Raw genomic sequence first — 15,066 nt, 5'->3', positions numbered from 1 at the left:
GGCTTGCCGGAGAACGTGGCTAGCATGGCAGGGCCGACCGACGGAGGGGCGACGGGGATGGCCGTTCTGATCCGCACGAGTGACCTGCCGGTCAAGGACCGTCACGACGCCTGGCGTGACATCGTGTGCGACACGCTGGGCCCGCTCGACACCCGCATCGCCCCCGGCGCGCCGCTGCGCGGCGAGATCGAGATCGGCCGGCTCGGCCCCGTCGGCGTCGGCCGCATCCGCACCTCCACGCCGCACAGCGTGCACCGCACCGCCCGCCTGATCCACCGCGACAACCCCGAGCTCTACCGCGTGGTGCTGGCCGTCTCGGGCAGCGTGCGGCTGGAGCAGGACGACCGGCAGGCGCGGCTCGGCAGGGGCGAGTTCGCGATCTACGACTTCACCCGGCCCTACGACCTGGCCTACGACTCGGCGGTGAAGCTGGCGGTGTTCAGCTTCCCGCACGACCTGCTGGCCCTGCCGCACGACTCCGTGGCGCCGCTGACCGCCGTGCCGATCAGCGGCGAGACCGGGGCGGGCGCGCTGGCCGGGCCGCTGCTGCGGCGGGTGGCGAGCGACCATGACGCCTACTCGGCCGACAGCGCCGCCCGGCTGGCGACCGTGGTGATGGACCTGATCGGCACGGCGGTGGCCGAGCGCGCCGAGGAGGTCCGGCCGCCGGACGGCGAGGCGCGGCGGCGTACGTTGCTGCTGCGCGTCCAGGCCTTCATCGAGCGGCGGCTGGGCGACCTCGACCTCGACCCGGCGGCCATCGCGGCCGCCCACCACATCTCCGTGCGCTACCTGCACCGGCTGTTCGAGTCGGAGCGGACGACGGTGGCCGCCTGGATCCGGGAGCGGCGGCTGGAGCGGTGCCGGGCGGAGCTGTCCGGGGGCGGCAGCGAGCCGGTGAGCGCGGTCGGCGCCCGGTGGGGGCTGCCGGACTCGGCCCATTTCAGCAGGTTGTTCCGCGGCACGTACGGGATGCCGCCCGCCGAATACCGGCGCGCCCGCTCCGTGCGCTGAACGTCAATCCTCCTGGCACCCTGATCCAAGACCGGCGAGCCCTCGGTTCAGCAGACTGAGGGTGTTCGCACGGAGGAAGGGACCAAGGAAATGCAGCTCTTCGTGAATCTCCCGGTCAAGGATCTGGACCGGTCGAAGGCGTTCTTCACCGAACTCGGCTTCACGCTGTTCGGCATGGCCGACACGATGGCGTCGGTGGTGATCAGTGAGCAGACCCAGGTCATGTTGCTGACCGAGCCGACGTTCGCCTCGTACATCACCAAGGAGATCGCCGACGCCGGCAAGAGCACCGAGGCCGTCATGGTGCTCGGGCTGGAGAACCCGGCCCAGGTGGACGAGCTGGTGGACAAGGCGCTGGCGGCGGGCGCGACCCCGGCGGGCGTCCGGCAGGAGGACGGGGTCCGCTACCAGCGCGGCTTCGCCGACCTCGACGGCCACCACTGGGAGGCGCTGTGCCTGGTACAGCCGGCGGGCTGACCTCCGCAGACGGCACCGCGCTCGCCTGTGACCGCTACGGCGAGGGCCCTGCGGTCGTCCTGGTCCAGGGCGCGTTCGCGGACCGGCGGCATCCCCAGATGACCGCCATCGCGACCGCCCTGGCGCCGTGGTTCACGGTCTACTCCTACGACCGCAGGGGGCGTGGCGGCAGCGGTGACACGCCGCCCTACGCCGTCGGGCGGGAGATCGAGGACCTGGCGGCGGTGGTGGTGGCGGCGGGCGGCTCGGCCATGGTGTTCGGCGGCTCGTCGGGGGCGGCGCTGGCGCTCGAGGCGGCCGCCGTGAACCCGGCGATCGTGAAGCTGGCCGTCTGGGAGCCGCCGTACCACGTGGACGACAGCGCGCCCGCGCTGCCCGGCGACTTCGCGCGGCGGCTCGGCGACCTGGTCGCGGCGGGGCGGCGGGCGGAGGCGGTGGAGCGGTTCATGGTGGAGGCGGCCGAGGTGCCGGCGGCGGTCGTGGCCGGGATGCGGGCCGACCCGTCGTGGCCGGCGATCGAGGCCGTGGCGCACACGCTGGCGTACGAGGCGGCCGTCCTGGGGCCCGGCAACGCGCTGCCCGCCGACCGGCTGGCGGCCATCACGCGGCCGACGCTGGTGCTCAACGGGGAGCTCAGCCCCGCGTGGATGGCGAACGCGGGGGCCGCGGTCGCGGCGGCGGTGCCCGGCGCGGTGCGCCGCGTGCTGGAGGGTCAGGCGCACAACGTGGCTCCGGAGGCCCTGGTGCCGGAGTTGCTGGAGTTCTTCGTGGCAGCACGGAAGAGCTTTGCGTAACGCTAAGATAACAAACCTATCTAGCGCTCGGTTTTCTGGTGAACACTGTCGTGGTGGACTTCGACGAACTCATCTCCCGGCTCGCCCTACCCACCAAGATCCGCCTGCTCACGGGGGCCGACATGTGGTCCCTGCCGCCGCTGCCCGAGATCGGGCTCGATCGGCTCGTGATGAGCGACGGGCCCATCGGCGTACGCGGTGAGCAGTGGACCTCCGCCGACCCCTCCATCGCGCTGCCGAGCCCGACCGCGCTGGCCGCCACGTGGGACGTGGAGCTGGTCAGGCGGGCGGGCCGGCTGCTCGCCCAGGAGGCCCGGCGCAAGGGCGTGCACGTCCTGCTCGCGCCCACGCTCAACCTGCACCGCTCGCCGCTCGGCGGCCGGCACTTCGAGTGCTTCTCGGAGGACCCGTACCTGACGGGTGAGCTCGGGGCCGCGTACGTGGAGGGCGCGCAGGAGGGCGGGGTGGCCACCACGCCCAAGCACTTCGTGGCCAACGACTTCGAGACCGACCGCTTCACCGTGGACGTCCAGGTGGGCGAGCGGGCGCTGCGGGAGGTCTACCTGCGGCCGTTCGAGCGGGTCGTCGAGGCCGGGGCGTGGGGCGTCATGACGGCCTACAACGCCGTGAACGGCGTCACCATGACCGAGCACGCGGAGCTGGTGCACGGGGTGCTGAAGGACGAGTGGGGGTTCGACGGGTTCGTCGTGTCCGACTGGACGGCGGTGCGCTCGACCGAGCCTGCCGCCCTGGGCGGGACCGACGTGGCGATGCCGGGGCCGTCCGGGCCGTGGGGAGAGCGGCTCGAGGCGGCGGTGCGCGAGGGGCGGGTGCCGGAGTCCGTCATCGACGACCGCGTACGCCGCATCCTGCGCCTGGCCGAGCGCGTCGGCGCCCTGAACGGCCCGGGCGGCTCGGGCGGCCCAGGCGGCCCGGCGAGGAGCGCGCCGCCCGCCGCCATCGACGGGCCCGCGCTGGCCAGGGAGGTCGCCACGCGGGGCTTCACCCTGCTGACCAACGACGGCGTCCTGCCGCTGCGGAGCACCGCGACGATCGCCCTCATCGGGGCGGCGGCGCGCGAGGCGCGCGTCATGGGCGGCGGGAGCGCGCAGGTCTTCCCCGATCGCGTCGTCTCGCCGCTGCGGGGCCTCGGCGAACGCGCCACCGTCCGGTACGCCCTCGGCACCGACCCCCGTGTCCGCCTGTCGCCGCTCCCCTGCCCCGTCAGGGCCCGGTTCCTGGACGAGGAGGGCGCGGTCCTGGCCGAGCACCCGCTGCCGGACGGCGAGGCCCGCTGGATCGGCCAGTTGCCGCCCGACGTGGACCGGCGGCGGCTCAGGACGGTGCGGCTGGTGGCGGCGTACACGCCGGAGGTCACGGGCGAGCACGAGCTGTCGGTGATCGGGGTGGGCCCGTTCACGCTGACGGTGAACGGTGAGGCCGTCTTCGACGACACCATCGACCTGCCGGGCGGCGACCCGGCGGCGGCGTTCCTGTCGCCCCCGGAGCGGCGGGTGCCCGTGCGGATGACCGCGGGCGAGCCGTACGAGCTGGCCCTCGTGCATCCGGCGGGCAGGTTCGGCGGCATGGTCACGGTGTCGTTCACGCTCGGTCACGCCGACCCCGGCCCCGGCGAGGAGGAGCTCATGGCCGAAGCCGTGCGCGTGGCGGCGGAGTGCGACGTGGCGGTGGTCGTGGCCGGGACCACGCCGGAGGTGGAGAGCGAGGGCTTCGACCGCTCGGACCTCCGGCTGCCGGGGCGGCAGGACGAGCTGATCCGCGCCGTGGCCGCGGCCAACCCGCGCACCGTGGTCGTGGTGAACGCGGGCTCGCCGGTCGAGATGCCGTGGGCGGACGACGTCGCGGCCGTGCTGCTCACCTGGTTCCCCGGGCAGGAGGCCGGGGCCGCGCTGGCCGACGTGCTGTTCGGCGACGCCGAGCCGGGCGGGCGGCTGCCCACGACGTGGCCGCGCCACCTGGAGGACGCGCCCGTGACGCGGGTGACGCCGGTGGACGGGGTGGTGGCGTACGACGAAGGAGTGGACATCGGCTACCCGGCGTGGGAGCGCTCGGGACGGGAGCCCGCGTTCTGGTTCGGGCACGGGCTCGGCTACACGACCTGGTCGTACGACTCGATCGCCGTCGACGGCACCACCGTCAGCGTGGCCGTCACCAACACCGGGACGCGACCCGGCCGGGAGGTCGTGCAGGTCTACGCCGGGCCGCGAGGGACGCTGGCCGGGTTCGACGTGGTCGAGGCCGAGCCGGGGCAGACCGTGATCAGCACCCTGTTCCTGCCCGAGCGGGCCTTCCAGGTCTGGGAGGACGGCTGGCGCACGGCCGAGGGCGAGCACCCGGTGCGGGCGGGCCGCAGCGCCGCGGACCTTCCCCTGTCGGCGACGGTGAAGATCTAGTCACAGGGGCAAAACGGCCGGGCCGCGTTTTCCATAGTGCAGCAGTTGGTTTGTATCCTTCTGAGCATGGCAAAGTCCGAGGACCCAGAGAAGCCGGGGCGCATCAAGCAGCTCCGCATGATCGCGCAGATCATCAAGCAGGCCAACCCCAAGGGGTTGCCGATCGTCTTCCTTTCGGCGATCGGCACGCTGGCTGTGGTCGTGGTGATCGGCCTGGTCACGGACTACCTGTGGTATTCGGTGTTCATCGGCGTCCTGGCCGCGTTCACCGTCGGGCTGGTCGTGTTCGGGCAGCTCGCGCAGAAGGCCCAGTATTCGATCCTCGACGGCCAGACCGGCGCCGCCGCGGCCGTGCTGCAGGGGATGCGGGGCAACTGGCAGGTCACCCCGGCCATCGCGGTCAACCGCGACCAGGACCTCGTGCACCTCGTGATCGGCTATCCCGGCGTGGTGCTGGTGTCCGAGGGGCCGGGCAACCGGGTGGCGAAGATGCTGGCGGCCGAGAAGAAGCGGGTCGCGCGGGTGGTGCTGGGCGTCGAGATCTATGACGTCCAGTGCGGCGACGGCGAGGGCCAGGTGCCGCTCGGCAAGCTGCAGCGCCACCTGATGAAGCTGCCGCGCAACCTGAAGAAGCCCTCGGTCAACGAGGTCAAGGACCGCCTGCGCTCGCTGCCGCGCAACATGCCGCTGCCCAAGGGCCCGATGCCCAAGGGCGCGCGCATGCCGCGCGGGCCCAAGATGCGCTAGTGCCGTCGCTCTCGTCGCGGGCCAACCGCGGCTGGTGGGACGGCAACGCCGACGACTACCAGGTCGAGCACGGCGAGTTCCTGGGGGACACCGGGTTCGTGTGGGGCCCCGAGGGCGTCGACGAGGCCGGCGCGCACCTCCTCGGCGAGGTGCGCGGCCGGCGCGTGCTCGAGATCGGCTGCGGCGCCGCCCAGTGCGGGCGGTGGCTGGTGACGCAGGGGGCCGAGGTGGCGGCGTTCGACATCTCGCACCGCCAGTTGCGCCATTCCCAGCGCATCGATCTCGAGACCGGCCTGCGGGTTCCCGTGCTGCAGGCCGACGCCGAGTCGCTGCCGTTCGCCGCGGACGCCTTCGACCTGGTCTGCTCGGCGTACGGGGCGCTGCCGTTCGTGGCCGATCCGCTGGTCGTGCTGTGCGAGGTGCGCCGGGTGCTGCGGCCGGGCGGCCGGTTCGTGTTCTCGGTGAGCCATCCGATCCGGTGGGCCTTCCCCGACGACCCGGGGCCGCGCGGGCTGACCTCCGACCGGTCCTACTTCGACCGGTCCCCCTACGAGGAGCGCGACGAGCACGGCGCTCTCACCTACGTCGAGCACCACCGTACGATGGCCGACTGGGTGAACCTGGTGGTGGCCTCCGGGCTGACCCTCACCGGGCTGCTGGAGCCCGAGTGGCCCGAGAAGAACGAGTTGACGTGGGGCGGGTGGAGCCCGCTGCGCGGCGCGCACCTGCCGGGCACGGCCATCTTCAGCTGCGCGAATATCTAGCGGCCATGGCGTGGAAGACCTCCTTGGGCTCCCACGTCGTGCCGTCGAGCATCCTGACCACCCCGTACGCGCCCAGGTCGTCATCCCCCGGCTTGCTGTAGGTGGCCCAGGTGAACCAGAGCGCGGTCTCGACGCCCTCCCGCTCGAACACGTCGAGCAGCTCGTTGAGGTAGCGGACCTGCTCGCCCTCGTCGCGCACCGCGCCCTTGGGCACCGTCCAGGCCATGCCGCCCCGCTCCCCCGCCCCGGTGTACGGGCAGGTGCCGAACTCGGTCACCGCGACCGGCTTGCCGTGCTTGAAGTGGCCGCGCACCTCCTCGACGAAGGAGTCGGCGTTGTACGCCGCCCGGTAGGCGTCCGTGCCCACCAGGTCGAACGGGGTCCAGTCGATGAACTCCCACGGCCCGGCGGCGTAGGTGATCCGGCCGCCGAACCGGGGTCTGACGACCTCGGCCGCCTCGGCCAGGAAGCCGTTGAAACGCTCCATCCTGGCGCCCAGCGAGGCCCACCAGTCCATGTCGGCCGTCGCCATCGCCTGCAGGCGGGCCAGGTAGTGGTCGCCCTCGATGTAGCCGGGGCAGAAGGCGCTGGTCTCGCAGCCGGTGACCAGCACCACCTCGGTGCCGCCGCGGCGGATGGCCTCGGCGCGTTCGGCGCAGTCGGCGTACAGCGGGAGGATCTCCTGTGCCGGGAGGTCCACCGGGAACGGCGCGAACCAGACCTCCAGGCCCTCGGCGGCGGCGTGCTCGGCCGCGAGGCTCAGCCGTCCCGGGTCGCGGCCCGAGACGCGGACGACCTGGCAGTGCAGGTCGCGGGCGATCACCTTCATCTCGCGGGCGACCATGTCAGGGTCGAACGTCAGGCGCGAGCCGGCGCCCGGCAGGAACCCCGTGTCATAGTTGATCCCCTTTTTCACGATTTTTCCCCTTTTATTGATGAGAAGCCGTGTTCCAGGAGGTCGAACCCCAGCTCGACCTCCTCCTCCAGGAGCCGCCCCGCCTCATCCAGCGGCACTCCCGCGGAGAGCCGGTGGAAGAACGCCTCCTGGAGCGTGGTGATGACGCCGGTGATCTGCGCGGCCATGAGCTGAGCGGAGATGGCGTCCTTCGTCGCGTCGCCGAGCGCGGCGGCCAGTTCGTAGCGCTGGCCGGCGTGCGCCTGGTACACCCCGGCGAGCAGCGCCGGGGACGACGAGATCACCCGGATCCTGGTCAGCAGCGCTTCGACGTCCATGTCACCGCCGCCCTGCCCGGCCATCTCCCGGTAGTGGGCGCGCAGGGCGTCGATCGGCGACTGCCCCTCCGCGCGCCCGGCCACGATCGCGGCCGTGTCGTCCTTGACCGCGTCGAGGACGAGGCACTCCTTGGTCGCGAAGTAGTTGAACAGCGTCACCTTGGCGACCCCGGCCGCCTCCGCGATCTCGTTGACGGTCACCGCGTCGTAGCCGCGCTCGTCGAACATCCGCAGCGCGACCTCGGAGATCCGGCGCCGCGTCTGCTCCTTCTTCCGCTCCCTGAGCCCCGCCATCATCATGCGGACAGCATAAACCGTACCGGGTACATTTTTGAACCCGGTACGGCTTTTTACTTTCGCTACATGCGGACGACCATGGTGTTGGACACCCGGTCGTGCACCCCGCGGTGGTCGCGGTCCCAGATCACGGCCGGCACCGCCAGGCCCAGCAGCACGGTGCGGACGAGCACGGGCAGCAGCCGCGGGTCACCGCCGTCCATCGCGGCGACCCGGATGCCCATCAGCCGGTGCCCGAACGTCTGCCCCATGAAGCCGACCAGGAGCAGGTACTGCAGGGCGAAGACGAGCGCCGGCGCCCACGGCGACTCGGCCGGGTTCATCCGGAGCACCAACTGCACGACGACCCACGTGCAGATCATCCAGTCGATGACGAGCGCGCCGATCCTGCGCCCCCACCCGGCGATCGAACCGCCGCCCTCCTCGGGCAGCCCCAGGCGCTGACCCGGGTATCCCAGATCGACTCCGGCGGACCGGACCCCGCCCAGCCAGGTCTGCGTCCACCGAGGCTCGTTGCTGCTCATACCCTCCACGGTAGCCGCCCCTGGAGCCGGTCCCGATTGTGACCCAACCGCGTCACGGACCGGCCATCATGTACGCCATGCCATACGGGGACGACCTCGACCAGCGTTTCAACGAGCTGGTCGCACAGATAGACGCCGAGGAGCGGCGCAGGATGCGCTCGTCGGCCGCCAAACAGGCGCGGGCGGCTCGCAGGGAGAGCCCGAAGGCCCCGTCCAGGCCCTCCCGCCGGTCCGGCCCCGTGGCCCGGCGGGAGCCCAGGCGCAAGGTCAGGCGCGGCTGGCTGCTGACGGCGGGGATCTCGGTGGTGCTGATCGCCGCGCTCCTCGTCTCGACCTTCCGCCCCGACCTGTTCGTCCCCACGGGCGCGATCCCGTAGGACGAGGCGAGGACCGCGGGGCGCCCCGACCGGCCTGACTCTGCGTAACACGTGCGAAACAATCGAGACACCATTCGGAAACGGCCAAGCCCTAGCGTCGGCATGATGGCCAGTCCCCAGGGAGGTTCGAGAGTGTTCAACTCCGCCGACGACGTCCTGAAGTTCATCAGTGACGAAGGGGTGCAGTTCGTCGATGTCAGGTTCACCGACCTGCCGGGGACGACGCACCACTTCACCTTCCCGGTTGAAAACTTCAGCGCGAGCGTCTTCACCGACGGTCTCATGTTCGACGGCTCGTCGATCCGCGGTTTCCAGGCGATCCATGAGTCCGACATGCTTCTGCTGCCCGACCCGTCCAGTGCCGTGGTCGACCCGTTCCGCCAGCACAAGACGCTCAACCTGAACTTCTTCGTGCACGACCCGCTGACCGGCGAGGCCTACAGCCGCGACCCGCGCAACGTCGCCCGCAAGGCGGAGGAGTTCCTCAAGGGCACCGGGATCGCCGACACGGTCTATTTCGGCCCCGAGGCCGAGTTCTACATCTTCGACGACGTGCGCTTCGAGACGAGGCAGAACGCCGGCTACTACTACATCGACTCCATCGAGGGCGCCTGGAACACCGGCAAGGCGACCGAGGGCGGCAACCTGGGCTACAAGCCGCGCTACAAGGGCGGCTACTTCCCGGTCCCGCCGATGGACCACTTCACCGACCTGCGCTCGGAGATGGTGCGCAACCTCATCGAGTGCGGCATCGACGTCGAGATGCAGCACCACGAGGTCGGCACGGCCGGTCAGGCGGAGATCGACTTCAAGTTCGGCACGCTGCTCAAGACCGCCGACAACCTGATGCTCTACAAGTACGTCATCAAGAGCACGGCGCTCGAATACGGCCACACGGTCACGTTCATGCCCAAGCCGATCTTCGGTGACAACGGCTCCGGCATGCACTGCCACCAGTCGCTGTGGAAGGACGGCTCACCGCTCTTCTACGACGAGGTCGGCTACGCGGGCCTGTCCGACACCGCCCGCTACTACATCGGCGGCCTGCTCCGGCACGCCCCGTCGCTGCTGGCCTTCACCAACCCGACGGTCAACTCCTACCACCGTCTGGTCCCGGGCTACGAGGCGCCGGTCAACCTGGTCTACTCGCAGCGCAACCGCTCGGCCTGCGTGCGCATCCCGATCACGGGTTCCAACCCGAAGGCCAAGCGCATCGAGTTCCGCGTGCCCGACCCGTCGTGCAACCCGTACTTCGCGTTCTCGGCGATGCTGATGGCCGGCATCGACGGCATCCGCAACAAGATCGAGCCGCCGGAGCCGGTCGACAAGGACCTCTACGAGCTCCCGCCCGAGGAGGCCCGCCAGGTGCCGCAGGTGCCCGGCTCGCTGCCCGAGGTGCTCACCGCGCTGGAGGAGGACCACGACTACCTGCTCGAGGGCGGCGTGTTCACGCCCGACCTGATCGAGACGTGGGTGGCCTACAAGCGCGAGAACGAGGTCGACCCGATCCGCCTCCGCCCGCACCCGCACGAGTTCGAGCTCTACTACGACGTGTGACGGCGGGGTTTTCCGGCCTCGGCGATCTTGGCCGATGTGGCTGCTGAGCTGGAAAAACGTTCTCGTCCTTGCTCGTTGTTTCCCGTCCCTTCTCGTCCTCTGGCGGAACAGGACCGGAACAGAACGGCCCGGCATCGAATCTCGATGCCGGGCCGTTTCTGCACGTGGGAGGGACTGCCGGTCAGGCGGCCCCCGCTTGCGCGTACTGCGCGTCCTCCCATGCTCGCACGTCGGCCTCCTTGTACCGCACGTGCTTGCCGATCTTCATGTACTGCGGGCCCGTGCCGTCCGAGTTCATCTTGTAGATCGTCTTCTTCGGCAGGCTGAACCGCGTCGCCAGATCATCCGGAGTCAGGTGAACCTCTGCCATTGCGGCCCTCCGCGCTTCCCGTTCTTCCTCATCCGCGCCCAGTATGACGCATATGACGTGCTTCGATGAATTTGACGCGTCACATGCGTCACCATTGCTAGTCGGCCTGCGGAACTCACCAGCTACCAGGACCACGGCGGCCGACAGCACCAGCGAGCTCCCGCCCGTCAGGCTCCACATAAACGGCCGAGAACGCCCAGACCGCGACGACTGTCGGCACGATGGAGGCATGCCGCGCTTCCACCTACGCCTCGCCCGCTTCCTCCAGCGCCTCGCCGAGCCCGCGACACCTCGACGGCCCGCGCGCGTGCGTATCAATCCCCGGCACCCACGGCCGACCGCGAAGGCCACCATCCGTGCCGCCGAACGAGCGCGCATACGAAAAGCGAAGCAAGCCCATCCGCGAGAAGGGCGGGCGCTTCAAGTGTGGACTGCAGTCGGCACCGTCCTGGCGGGTATTGCAGCGGTGCCAGCGCTCTTCATCGCCCTGAACGCATTAAAGATCAGCGAACAGCAAGCAGTGCTGGCAGCTCAGCAGTTCGCCAATCGTGTAACGGCTGCCGACAGTGCAACATATGTACCGGATGAGCCGCTCCGCGACACCATCACGTACACGATGCAGAACAGCAACACCGTGCCCGTGACCGTGGAGGGCAGGATGTTCCCGCAGGAGAGACCGGGGTTTGTCTTGTTCCTCTCACCTTTTACAATCCCCGCGTGCACCGAGGTTGACTTTTTGGTCGGATTGCCAGACGACCCGGCATTGCAAGATGAGAGAATTAAGTTCGGTCTTCACAACACGATCGACGGTCGCCTATGGTCCGTGCCAGCCCCGGGGGAACAGGCCCGAATAGTCGAGACCTGGCTTCCGTGGCAGCAGGAGGAAGTCACTGTCCCGAAGATTTATCTCCAAGGAATACATGACGGCGTGGAGCGGATGAGGAAGGTGTCTTCCTGCGTCTGAGGGTCAGCCAGCCTCGTCTACCGCGATGGCCGAATGCGACCGGAACCGCTAAACCCGACACCAGCAGCACCAAGCCGCCGAGCAGGCCCCGCGTAGCGACCGAGAACATCCAAACCGCGACGACGGTCAGCACGACGCCGACCACGCCCCCGTCGAGCCGCTCCAGCGCCACCAGGGCCGCGCCGACCGGTCATGACGACCAGCGGCACCGCCGCCGCCAGGTTCACGTTGGACATCTGCGCCCGCGGGGCGGCCGCCCAGACGACCGCCAGCCACGCTGACACCGCGGCGATCCGGATCGCTTCTTTCATCGGGTCTCCAGACGTTCCAGAATCTCCTCAGGCAGGGCGTAAGCCTCTCCCGCGCCCTTGCCGACCAGCCGCACCCGCCCGTCCGTCACGAGCCGCTTGAGCTGCGTGTGGATCTCGCTTGGCGGCGCCGTCACCCGCCGCTTGAGCACCAGGTGCAGCACCTCCCCCAGCTCCAGAGCCAGGCCGTCCGCGTCGGCGAGCACGTCGATGATCGCGGCCTTCACGTCACCCGGCGTCGAACGCGGCTCGTCCCCCGCGGCTGCACGCTTGCCCGCGCGCGGCTCGCGCCCCTCCTTCTTCGCGCTGGCGTACTCCTCGATCCAACCCATCGTCAGGTCGTCGATCCGGCCGGCCGCGGGCTGCCGGGCGATGTACTTCGGCTTCTCGGTGTACAGCCACCGCATCAGCGCGGCCCGCCGGTCGATCCCGGACAGGTAGGCCAGGCCCTGCGTCAGCTTCCCGTCCTTGAACGTCGCCGGGAGCAGCGACGGGTCCTGCGGGAGACCCATCTGGTAGGCCGCGCCTGGCGTCTGCGTCCGCAGCGCGCACGCGTTCTTGCGGAGCTGCGCCCGCAGCGTCACCGAGCCGCCCAGCTCGGTCATGTTCGGGTCCTGCGCGACCAAGACGATCCCGCCGCCGCCCTTACGCCAGGTCTTCGCGCCGGACGCGAGCGTGGCCACGGCCTTCTTGCCGTGCACGTCGTGCGTCAGCAGTTCCGGTGCCTCCTCCAGGACGAAGAAGATCCCCGTCATGCCGCCCGCGTCGGAGTCACCGGGCACCAGGTGCGTCTTGCCGATCCGCTCGTCACCGTCCTCGTCCACCCATGGAATCCGCGCGAGATGGCGCACGCGGCGGCGCATCACCCAGTGCCACAACTCCAGCTCGTCCGCGCAGTCGTCCTCGCCCAGGGCGCAGCGGTGGGTGCGGTCGTTCCAGTCCGGCATGGAGCCGCCCTGTGGGTCGAGCAGCACGGTGGCGACCTTGTCGGACAAGTGAGCCAGGCCGAGCAGCGTCTCCACTGAGCGGGACTTGCCCGCTTCGGAGTCGCCGACGATGATGCCGTGCCGCATGCCGCCGGACTTCGTGAAGAATGCCCAGTGGGCCGGGGCGAGGTCGTAAAAGTAGCCGACGTGCGCGCGGCCGTCTGCGCCGATGCGGGGCTGGACGTCCTCGAACCGGCGCACCTGCGCCAGCGTGTCATCCTGCAGCAGGGTGAACAGGGCGCGGGAGTTGTCGCCCGAGGGCGACGGCTCCAGGACGGCGAGCTGCGTCGAGGTCTGGAAAGCGGAGGCCACCTTCCCCGCGGCCGCGATGATGTCCTTGGTCTCCTTCTCCCCCGGCACCGCCCGGATCTCTGCGCGGTACCCGGCGTCGATCCGCTTCGGCGTCGTCAGCGTCATGCCGTCCAGAGCCTTGCCCTTGGCGGCCAGGCGCTCGTTGAACCGCGCGATGATCCGCGCCACCTCGGGGTCGAGCGCGACCTGCTCGACGGTGATCAGCGGATCCTCCTCGACCACCGGCGCGCGGCCGGGCAGGGGCAGGCGGCGGTGCCGCCGCCAGTGCAGCAGCGTGAACGTCAGCCAGCCGGCCACCCCGACCTCGACCACCAATCCGGTGGGGCCGATCGGGGCGGTGGCGATGAGCCAGGCCGCGCCGAACGCCGCGGCGGCGACGTTCTGGCGGGCCTGGACTGCCTTGCGGACCGGGACCACGACCGTGGCCGCCGCGATGAGGACGGCCACGGCCGGGTGGACCGGCAGCAGGTAGATCCCCGCTGATAGCGGTAGCGCTATCAGCCACGCGAACGGAGCCGCCATCACGAGGCGGTACCGCTGACGGAAGGCAACCCGCCTCACGGTACGGGCAACCTCTTCGGTCGGCTTCTGCTTGCTGACCTTGGACAACGACGGCTCCTTTCGCCTGGATGGTGCTGGCGTACGGCGGGGGTCAGCCGCCCGCGTACGCCTCCTTGTCGGCCACGTTGTCCACACCGCCGACCGCCGCGTGGGCCTCGGCCACGTTGGACTGGGCGTCCGCGAGGTCGGCGATCCGCTGGTGCTGGTCGGCGAGCTGGTTCGCGGTCTCGTGCGCGGCCATCAGCGCCGTGATGAGCTCGCCTCGGCCCATGTTCTTCTGCAGCAGGCCGGCCACCTGACCGTCGATGGCGGCGGCGACCTGGGTCATGTCGGTGTTGGCGGTGTCGTGGTCGTGCTTGAGCTGGGCAAAGCTGGTGAATTCGGCGTTCACAGGGATCCCTCCGGTGGTGTCGTACGCGGTCAGGTCGATGACGGGCTTCTCGTCGCGGGCGTCGGCGGCGGCCGACAGCTCCGGCGTCTCCTCGGGTGCTTCCTCCTCGGTCTGTGGGGCTTCCTCCTCGATCTCCTCGATCACCTCGGCCTCTTCGATCTCGCGGGTGGCCTGGTAGTCGCGGTAGGCCTGACGGGCACCCTCGGCGGCCTGACGTCCGATGCGGACCGCGCCACCGAGAACCTTGAGCAGCCCATACGTTCCGCCCGCGACCGCCGCGGTGGTGCCGCCGACAATCCCGAAGGCGAGGGACGTCCACCAGCGGAGGTTGCGCGGTCCCGGCGGAGCGCCGGACGCCATGGGGCGAGTGAGGTACTTCTGGGCCTGGTCGTAGTGCATCCGCGCGGCGGCGAATCCCTTGCGGAACTCGACGTCGGCCGCCGCCGTACCGGCGCGGAGGCCGCCCATGGTGGCGGCGCGGGCGTCGGGCCGCTTCACCAGGGCGGCGGTGATGACTCCGGACAGGGCCAGCAACAGGATGACGGTGATCACTTGCGGCCTCCCTCGACCTCGGCGGTCACGGTCTCCTGCCACGCCTTCTTGACGTCGCGCCCGAGGTCGGCCGTGTTGACGCCGAAGATGGTGATGGCGCTGACGACCAGCAGCGTGGGGATGAGCGGGGCGACGATCGCGGTGGCCCGGCCGACCTTGTTCGACTTGCCCCACACGTCCGCGACCCAGATGGTGCCGCAGATTCCGAGCGCGACCGCCGGAACGATCGGGTGCAGCCGCCCGGTGGCGGTGCGGACGATGGTCTCGAAGAACGTGCCGATCAGGCCGAAGCCGGCCACGAGCATCCACCAGGCGGTGAAGCGCGGCGCGACCTTCTTCCAGACGAGCACGATGCCGACCGCCAGGAGCAGGGCGGTCGAGGCACCGAGCCCAACGAGCAGGTTGTCCACGGTGAGGGGTCCCT

At 70.4% G+C, this 15,066-nt stretch carries 16 protein-coding genes; 9 read left to right on the top strand and 7 right to left on the bottom strand.

Annotated elements, in window-relative coordinates:
* Positions 1-57 precede the first annotated feature (57 nt).
* The 6 genes from AB0I15_RS07585 (at position 58) to AB0I15_RS07560 (ending at position 6,210) form a co-directional block, all read left to right on the top strand.
* Positions 58-1,014 (top strand): helix-turn-helix domain-containing protein, encoded by a 957-nt coding sequence (locus tag AB0I15_RS07585; RefSeq protein ID WP_358091482.1) that lies wholly within the window; start codon positions 58-60, stop codon positions 1,012-1,014.
* 90 nt (positions 1,015-1,104) lie between these two features.
* The gene (locus AB0I15_RS07580) at positions 1,105-1,491 is read left to right on the top strand and encodes a VOC family protein (RefSeq protein WP_358091480.1); all 387 of its coding nucleotides are present in this window, start codon (positions 1,105-1,107) and stop codon (positions 1,489-1,491) included.
* The gene (locus AB0I15_RS07575) at positions 1,467-2,285 is read left to right on the top strand and encodes an alpha/beta fold hydrolase (RefSeq protein ID WP_358091478.1); all 819 of its coding nucleotides are present in this window, start codon (positions 1,467-1,469) and stop codon (positions 2,283-2,285) included. Before AB0I15_RS07580 ends, AB0I15_RS07575 begins: the two co-directional genes overlap by 25 nt.
* Before the next feature lie 122 nt (positions 2,286-2,407).
* Positions 2,408-4,699 carry a glycoside hydrolase family 3 C-terminal domain-containing protein gene (locus AB0I15_RS07570; RefSeq protein WP_358091590.1) on the top strand — a complete coding sequence of 764 codons (2,292 nt, stop codon included), beginning with the start codon at positions 2,408-2,410 and terminating at the stop codon, positions 4,697-4,699.
* A gap of 66 nt (positions 4,700-4,765) precedes the next feature.
* Positions 4,766-5,446, top strand: coding sequence for a DUF4191 domain-containing protein (locus AB0I15_RS07565; protein ID WP_358091476.1), 681 nt, complete (start codon positions 4,766-4,768; stop codon positions 5,444-5,446).
* Positions 5,446-6,210 carry a methyltransferase domain-containing protein gene (locus AB0I15_RS07560; protein WP_358091474.1) on the top strand — a complete coding sequence of 255 codons (765 nt, stop codon included), beginning with the start codon at positions 5,446-5,448 and terminating at the stop codon, positions 6,208-6,210. Before AB0I15_RS07565 ends, AB0I15_RS07560 begins: the two co-directional genes overlap by 1 nt.
* Here AB0I15_RS07560 and AB0I15_RS07555 read toward each other — a convergent pair.
* Genes AB0I15_RS07555 through AB0I15_RS07545 form a run of 3 tightly spaced genes read right to left on the bottom strand, consistent with a single transcriptional unit; the run spans position 6,191 to position 8,264 of the window.
* Complete coding sequence (locus AB0I15_RS07555; protein ID WP_358091472.1) at positions 6,191-7,126, bottom strand: hypothetical protein; 936 nt, start codon at positions 7,124-7,126, stop codon at positions 6,191-6,193. The two genes, AB0I15_RS07560 and AB0I15_RS07555, sit on opposite strands and share 20 nt — an antisense overlap.
* A complete protein-coding gene (locus tag AB0I15_RS07550; RefSeq protein WP_358091470.1) occupies positions 7,123-7,743 on the bottom strand; it encodes a helix-turn-helix domain-containing protein in 621 nt (206 codons plus the stop codon). Before AB0I15_RS07550 ends, AB0I15_RS07555 begins: the two co-directional genes overlap by 4 nt.
* Before the next feature lie 59 nt (positions 7,744-7,802).
* Positions 7,803-8,264 (bottom strand): RDD family protein, encoded by a 462-nt coding sequence (locus tag AB0I15_RS07545; RefSeq protein WP_358091468.1) that lies wholly within the window; start codon positions 8,262-8,264, stop codon positions 7,803-7,805.
* A gap of 77 nt (positions 8,265-8,341) precedes the next feature.
* Between AB0I15_RS07545 and AB0I15_RS07540 the strand changes: the two genes are divergently transcribed.
* Together AB0I15_RS07540 and glnA are read left to right on the top strand one after the other, a co-directional pair.
* Entirely contained in the window at positions 8,342-8,641 is a 300-nt protein-coding gene (locus AB0I15_RS07540) for a hypothetical protein (RefSeq protein ID WP_358091466.1), read from the top strand.
* 132 nt (positions 8,642-8,773) lie between these two features.
* On the top strand, positions 8,774-10,198 hold the full coding sequence (glnA, locus tag AB0I15_RS07535) for a type I glutamate--ammonia ligase (protein WP_358091464.1): 1,425 nt from the start codon (positions 8,774-8,776) through the stop codon (positions 10,196-10,198).
* A gap of 181 nt (positions 10,199-10,379) precedes the next feature.
* On the opposite strand, the gene AB0I15_RS07530 is transcribed toward glnA, so the two are convergent.
* Positions 10,380-10,568 carry a helix-turn-helix domain-containing protein gene (locus AB0I15_RS07530; protein ID WP_358091462.1) on the bottom strand — a complete coding sequence of 63 codons (189 nt, stop codon included), beginning with the start codon at positions 10,566-10,568 and terminating at the stop codon, positions 10,380-10,382.
* A 229-nt stretch (positions 10,569-10,797) separates the two neighbouring features.
* Here AB0I15_RS07530 and AB0I15_RS07525 point away from each other — a divergent pair, with 229 nt between their 5' ends.
* Positions 10,798-11,532 carry a hypothetical protein gene (locus tag AB0I15_RS07525; RefSeq protein WP_358091460.1) on the top strand — a complete coding sequence of 245 codons (735 nt, stop codon included), beginning with the start codon at positions 10,798-10,800 and terminating at the stop codon, positions 11,530-11,532.
* Positions 11,533-11,839: 307 nt separating this feature from the next.
* Here AB0I15_RS07525 and AB0I15_RS07520 read toward each other — a convergent pair whose 3' ends face one another.
* The 3 genes from AB0I15_RS07520 to AB0I15_RS07510 form a co-directional block, all read right to left on the bottom strand.
* The gene (locus AB0I15_RS07520) at positions 11,840-13,660 is read right to left on the bottom strand and encodes a hypothetical protein (protein WP_358091458.1); all 1,821 of its coding nucleotides are present in this window, start codon (positions 13,658-13,660) and stop codon (positions 11,840-11,842) included.
* 130 nt (positions 13,661-13,790) lie between these two features.
* Positions 13,791-14,642, bottom strand: coding sequence for a hypothetical protein (locus tag AB0I15_RS07515; RefSeq protein WP_358091456.1), 852 nt, complete (start codon positions 14,640-14,642; stop codon positions 13,791-13,793).
* A complete protein-coding gene (locus tag AB0I15_RS07510) occupies positions 14,639-15,052 on the bottom strand; it encodes a hypothetical protein (RefSeq protein ID WP_358091454.1) in 414 nt (137 codons plus the stop codon). Before AB0I15_RS07510 ends, AB0I15_RS07515 begins: the two co-directional genes overlap by 4 nt.
* Positions 15,053-15,066: the final 14 nt, after the last annotated feature.

The organism is Nonomuraea sp. NPDC050643, from assembly GCF_040654715.1.
Taxonomy (GTDB): Bacteria; Actinomycetota; Actinomycetes; order Streptosporangiales; family Streptosporangiaceae; genus Nonomuraea.
This window is presented reverse-complemented; position numbering and strand designations above follow the sequence as displayed.

What these genes read in the sequence shown, in the direction of transcription:
- AB0I15_RS07585 (WP_358091482.1), top strand. Translation starts at nt 58, where the DNA reads ATGGCCGTTCTGATCCGCACGAGTGACCTGCCGGTCAAGGACCGTCAC.
- AB0I15_RS07580 (WP_358091480.1), top strand. Translation starts at nt 1,105, where the DNA reads ATGCAGCTCTTCGTGAATCTCCCGGTCAAGGATCTGGACCGGTCGAAG.
- AB0I15_RS07570 (WP_358091590.1), top strand. Translation starts at nt 2,408, where the DNA reads ATGTGGTCCCTGCCGCCGCTGCCCGAGATCGGGCTCGATCGGCTCGTG.
- AB0I15_RS07565 (WP_358091476.1), top strand. Translation starts at nt 4,766, where the DNA reads ATGGCAAAGTCCGAGGACCCAGAGAAGCCGGGGCGCATCAAGCAGCTC.
- AB0I15_RS07550 (WP_358091470.1), bottom strand. Translation starts at nt 7,743, where the DNA reads ATGATGATGGCGGGGCTCAGGGAGCGGAAGAAGGAGCAGACGCGGCGC.
- AB0I15_RS07545 (WP_358091468.1), bottom strand. Translation starts at nt 8,264, where the DNA reads ATGAGCAGCAACGAGCCTCGGTGGACGCAGACCTGGCTGGGCGGGGTC.
- AB0I15_RS07540 (WP_358091466.1), top strand. Translation starts at nt 8,342, where the DNA reads ATGCCATACGGGGACGACCTCGACCAGCGTTTCAACGAGCTGGTCGCA.
- AB0I15_RS07530 (WP_358091462.1), bottom strand. Translation starts at nt 10,568, where the DNA reads ATGGCAGAGGTTCACCTGACTCCGGATGATCTGGCGACGCGGTTCAGC.
- AB0I15_RS07525 (WP_358091460.1), top strand. Translation starts at nt 10,798, where the DNA reads ATGCCGCGCTTCCACCTACGCCTCGCCCGCTTCCTCCAGCGCCTCGCC.
- AB0I15_RS07520 (WP_358091458.1), bottom strand. Translation starts at nt 13,660, where the DNA reads ATGGCGGCTCCGTTCGCGTGGCTGATAGCGCTACCGCTATCAGCGGGG.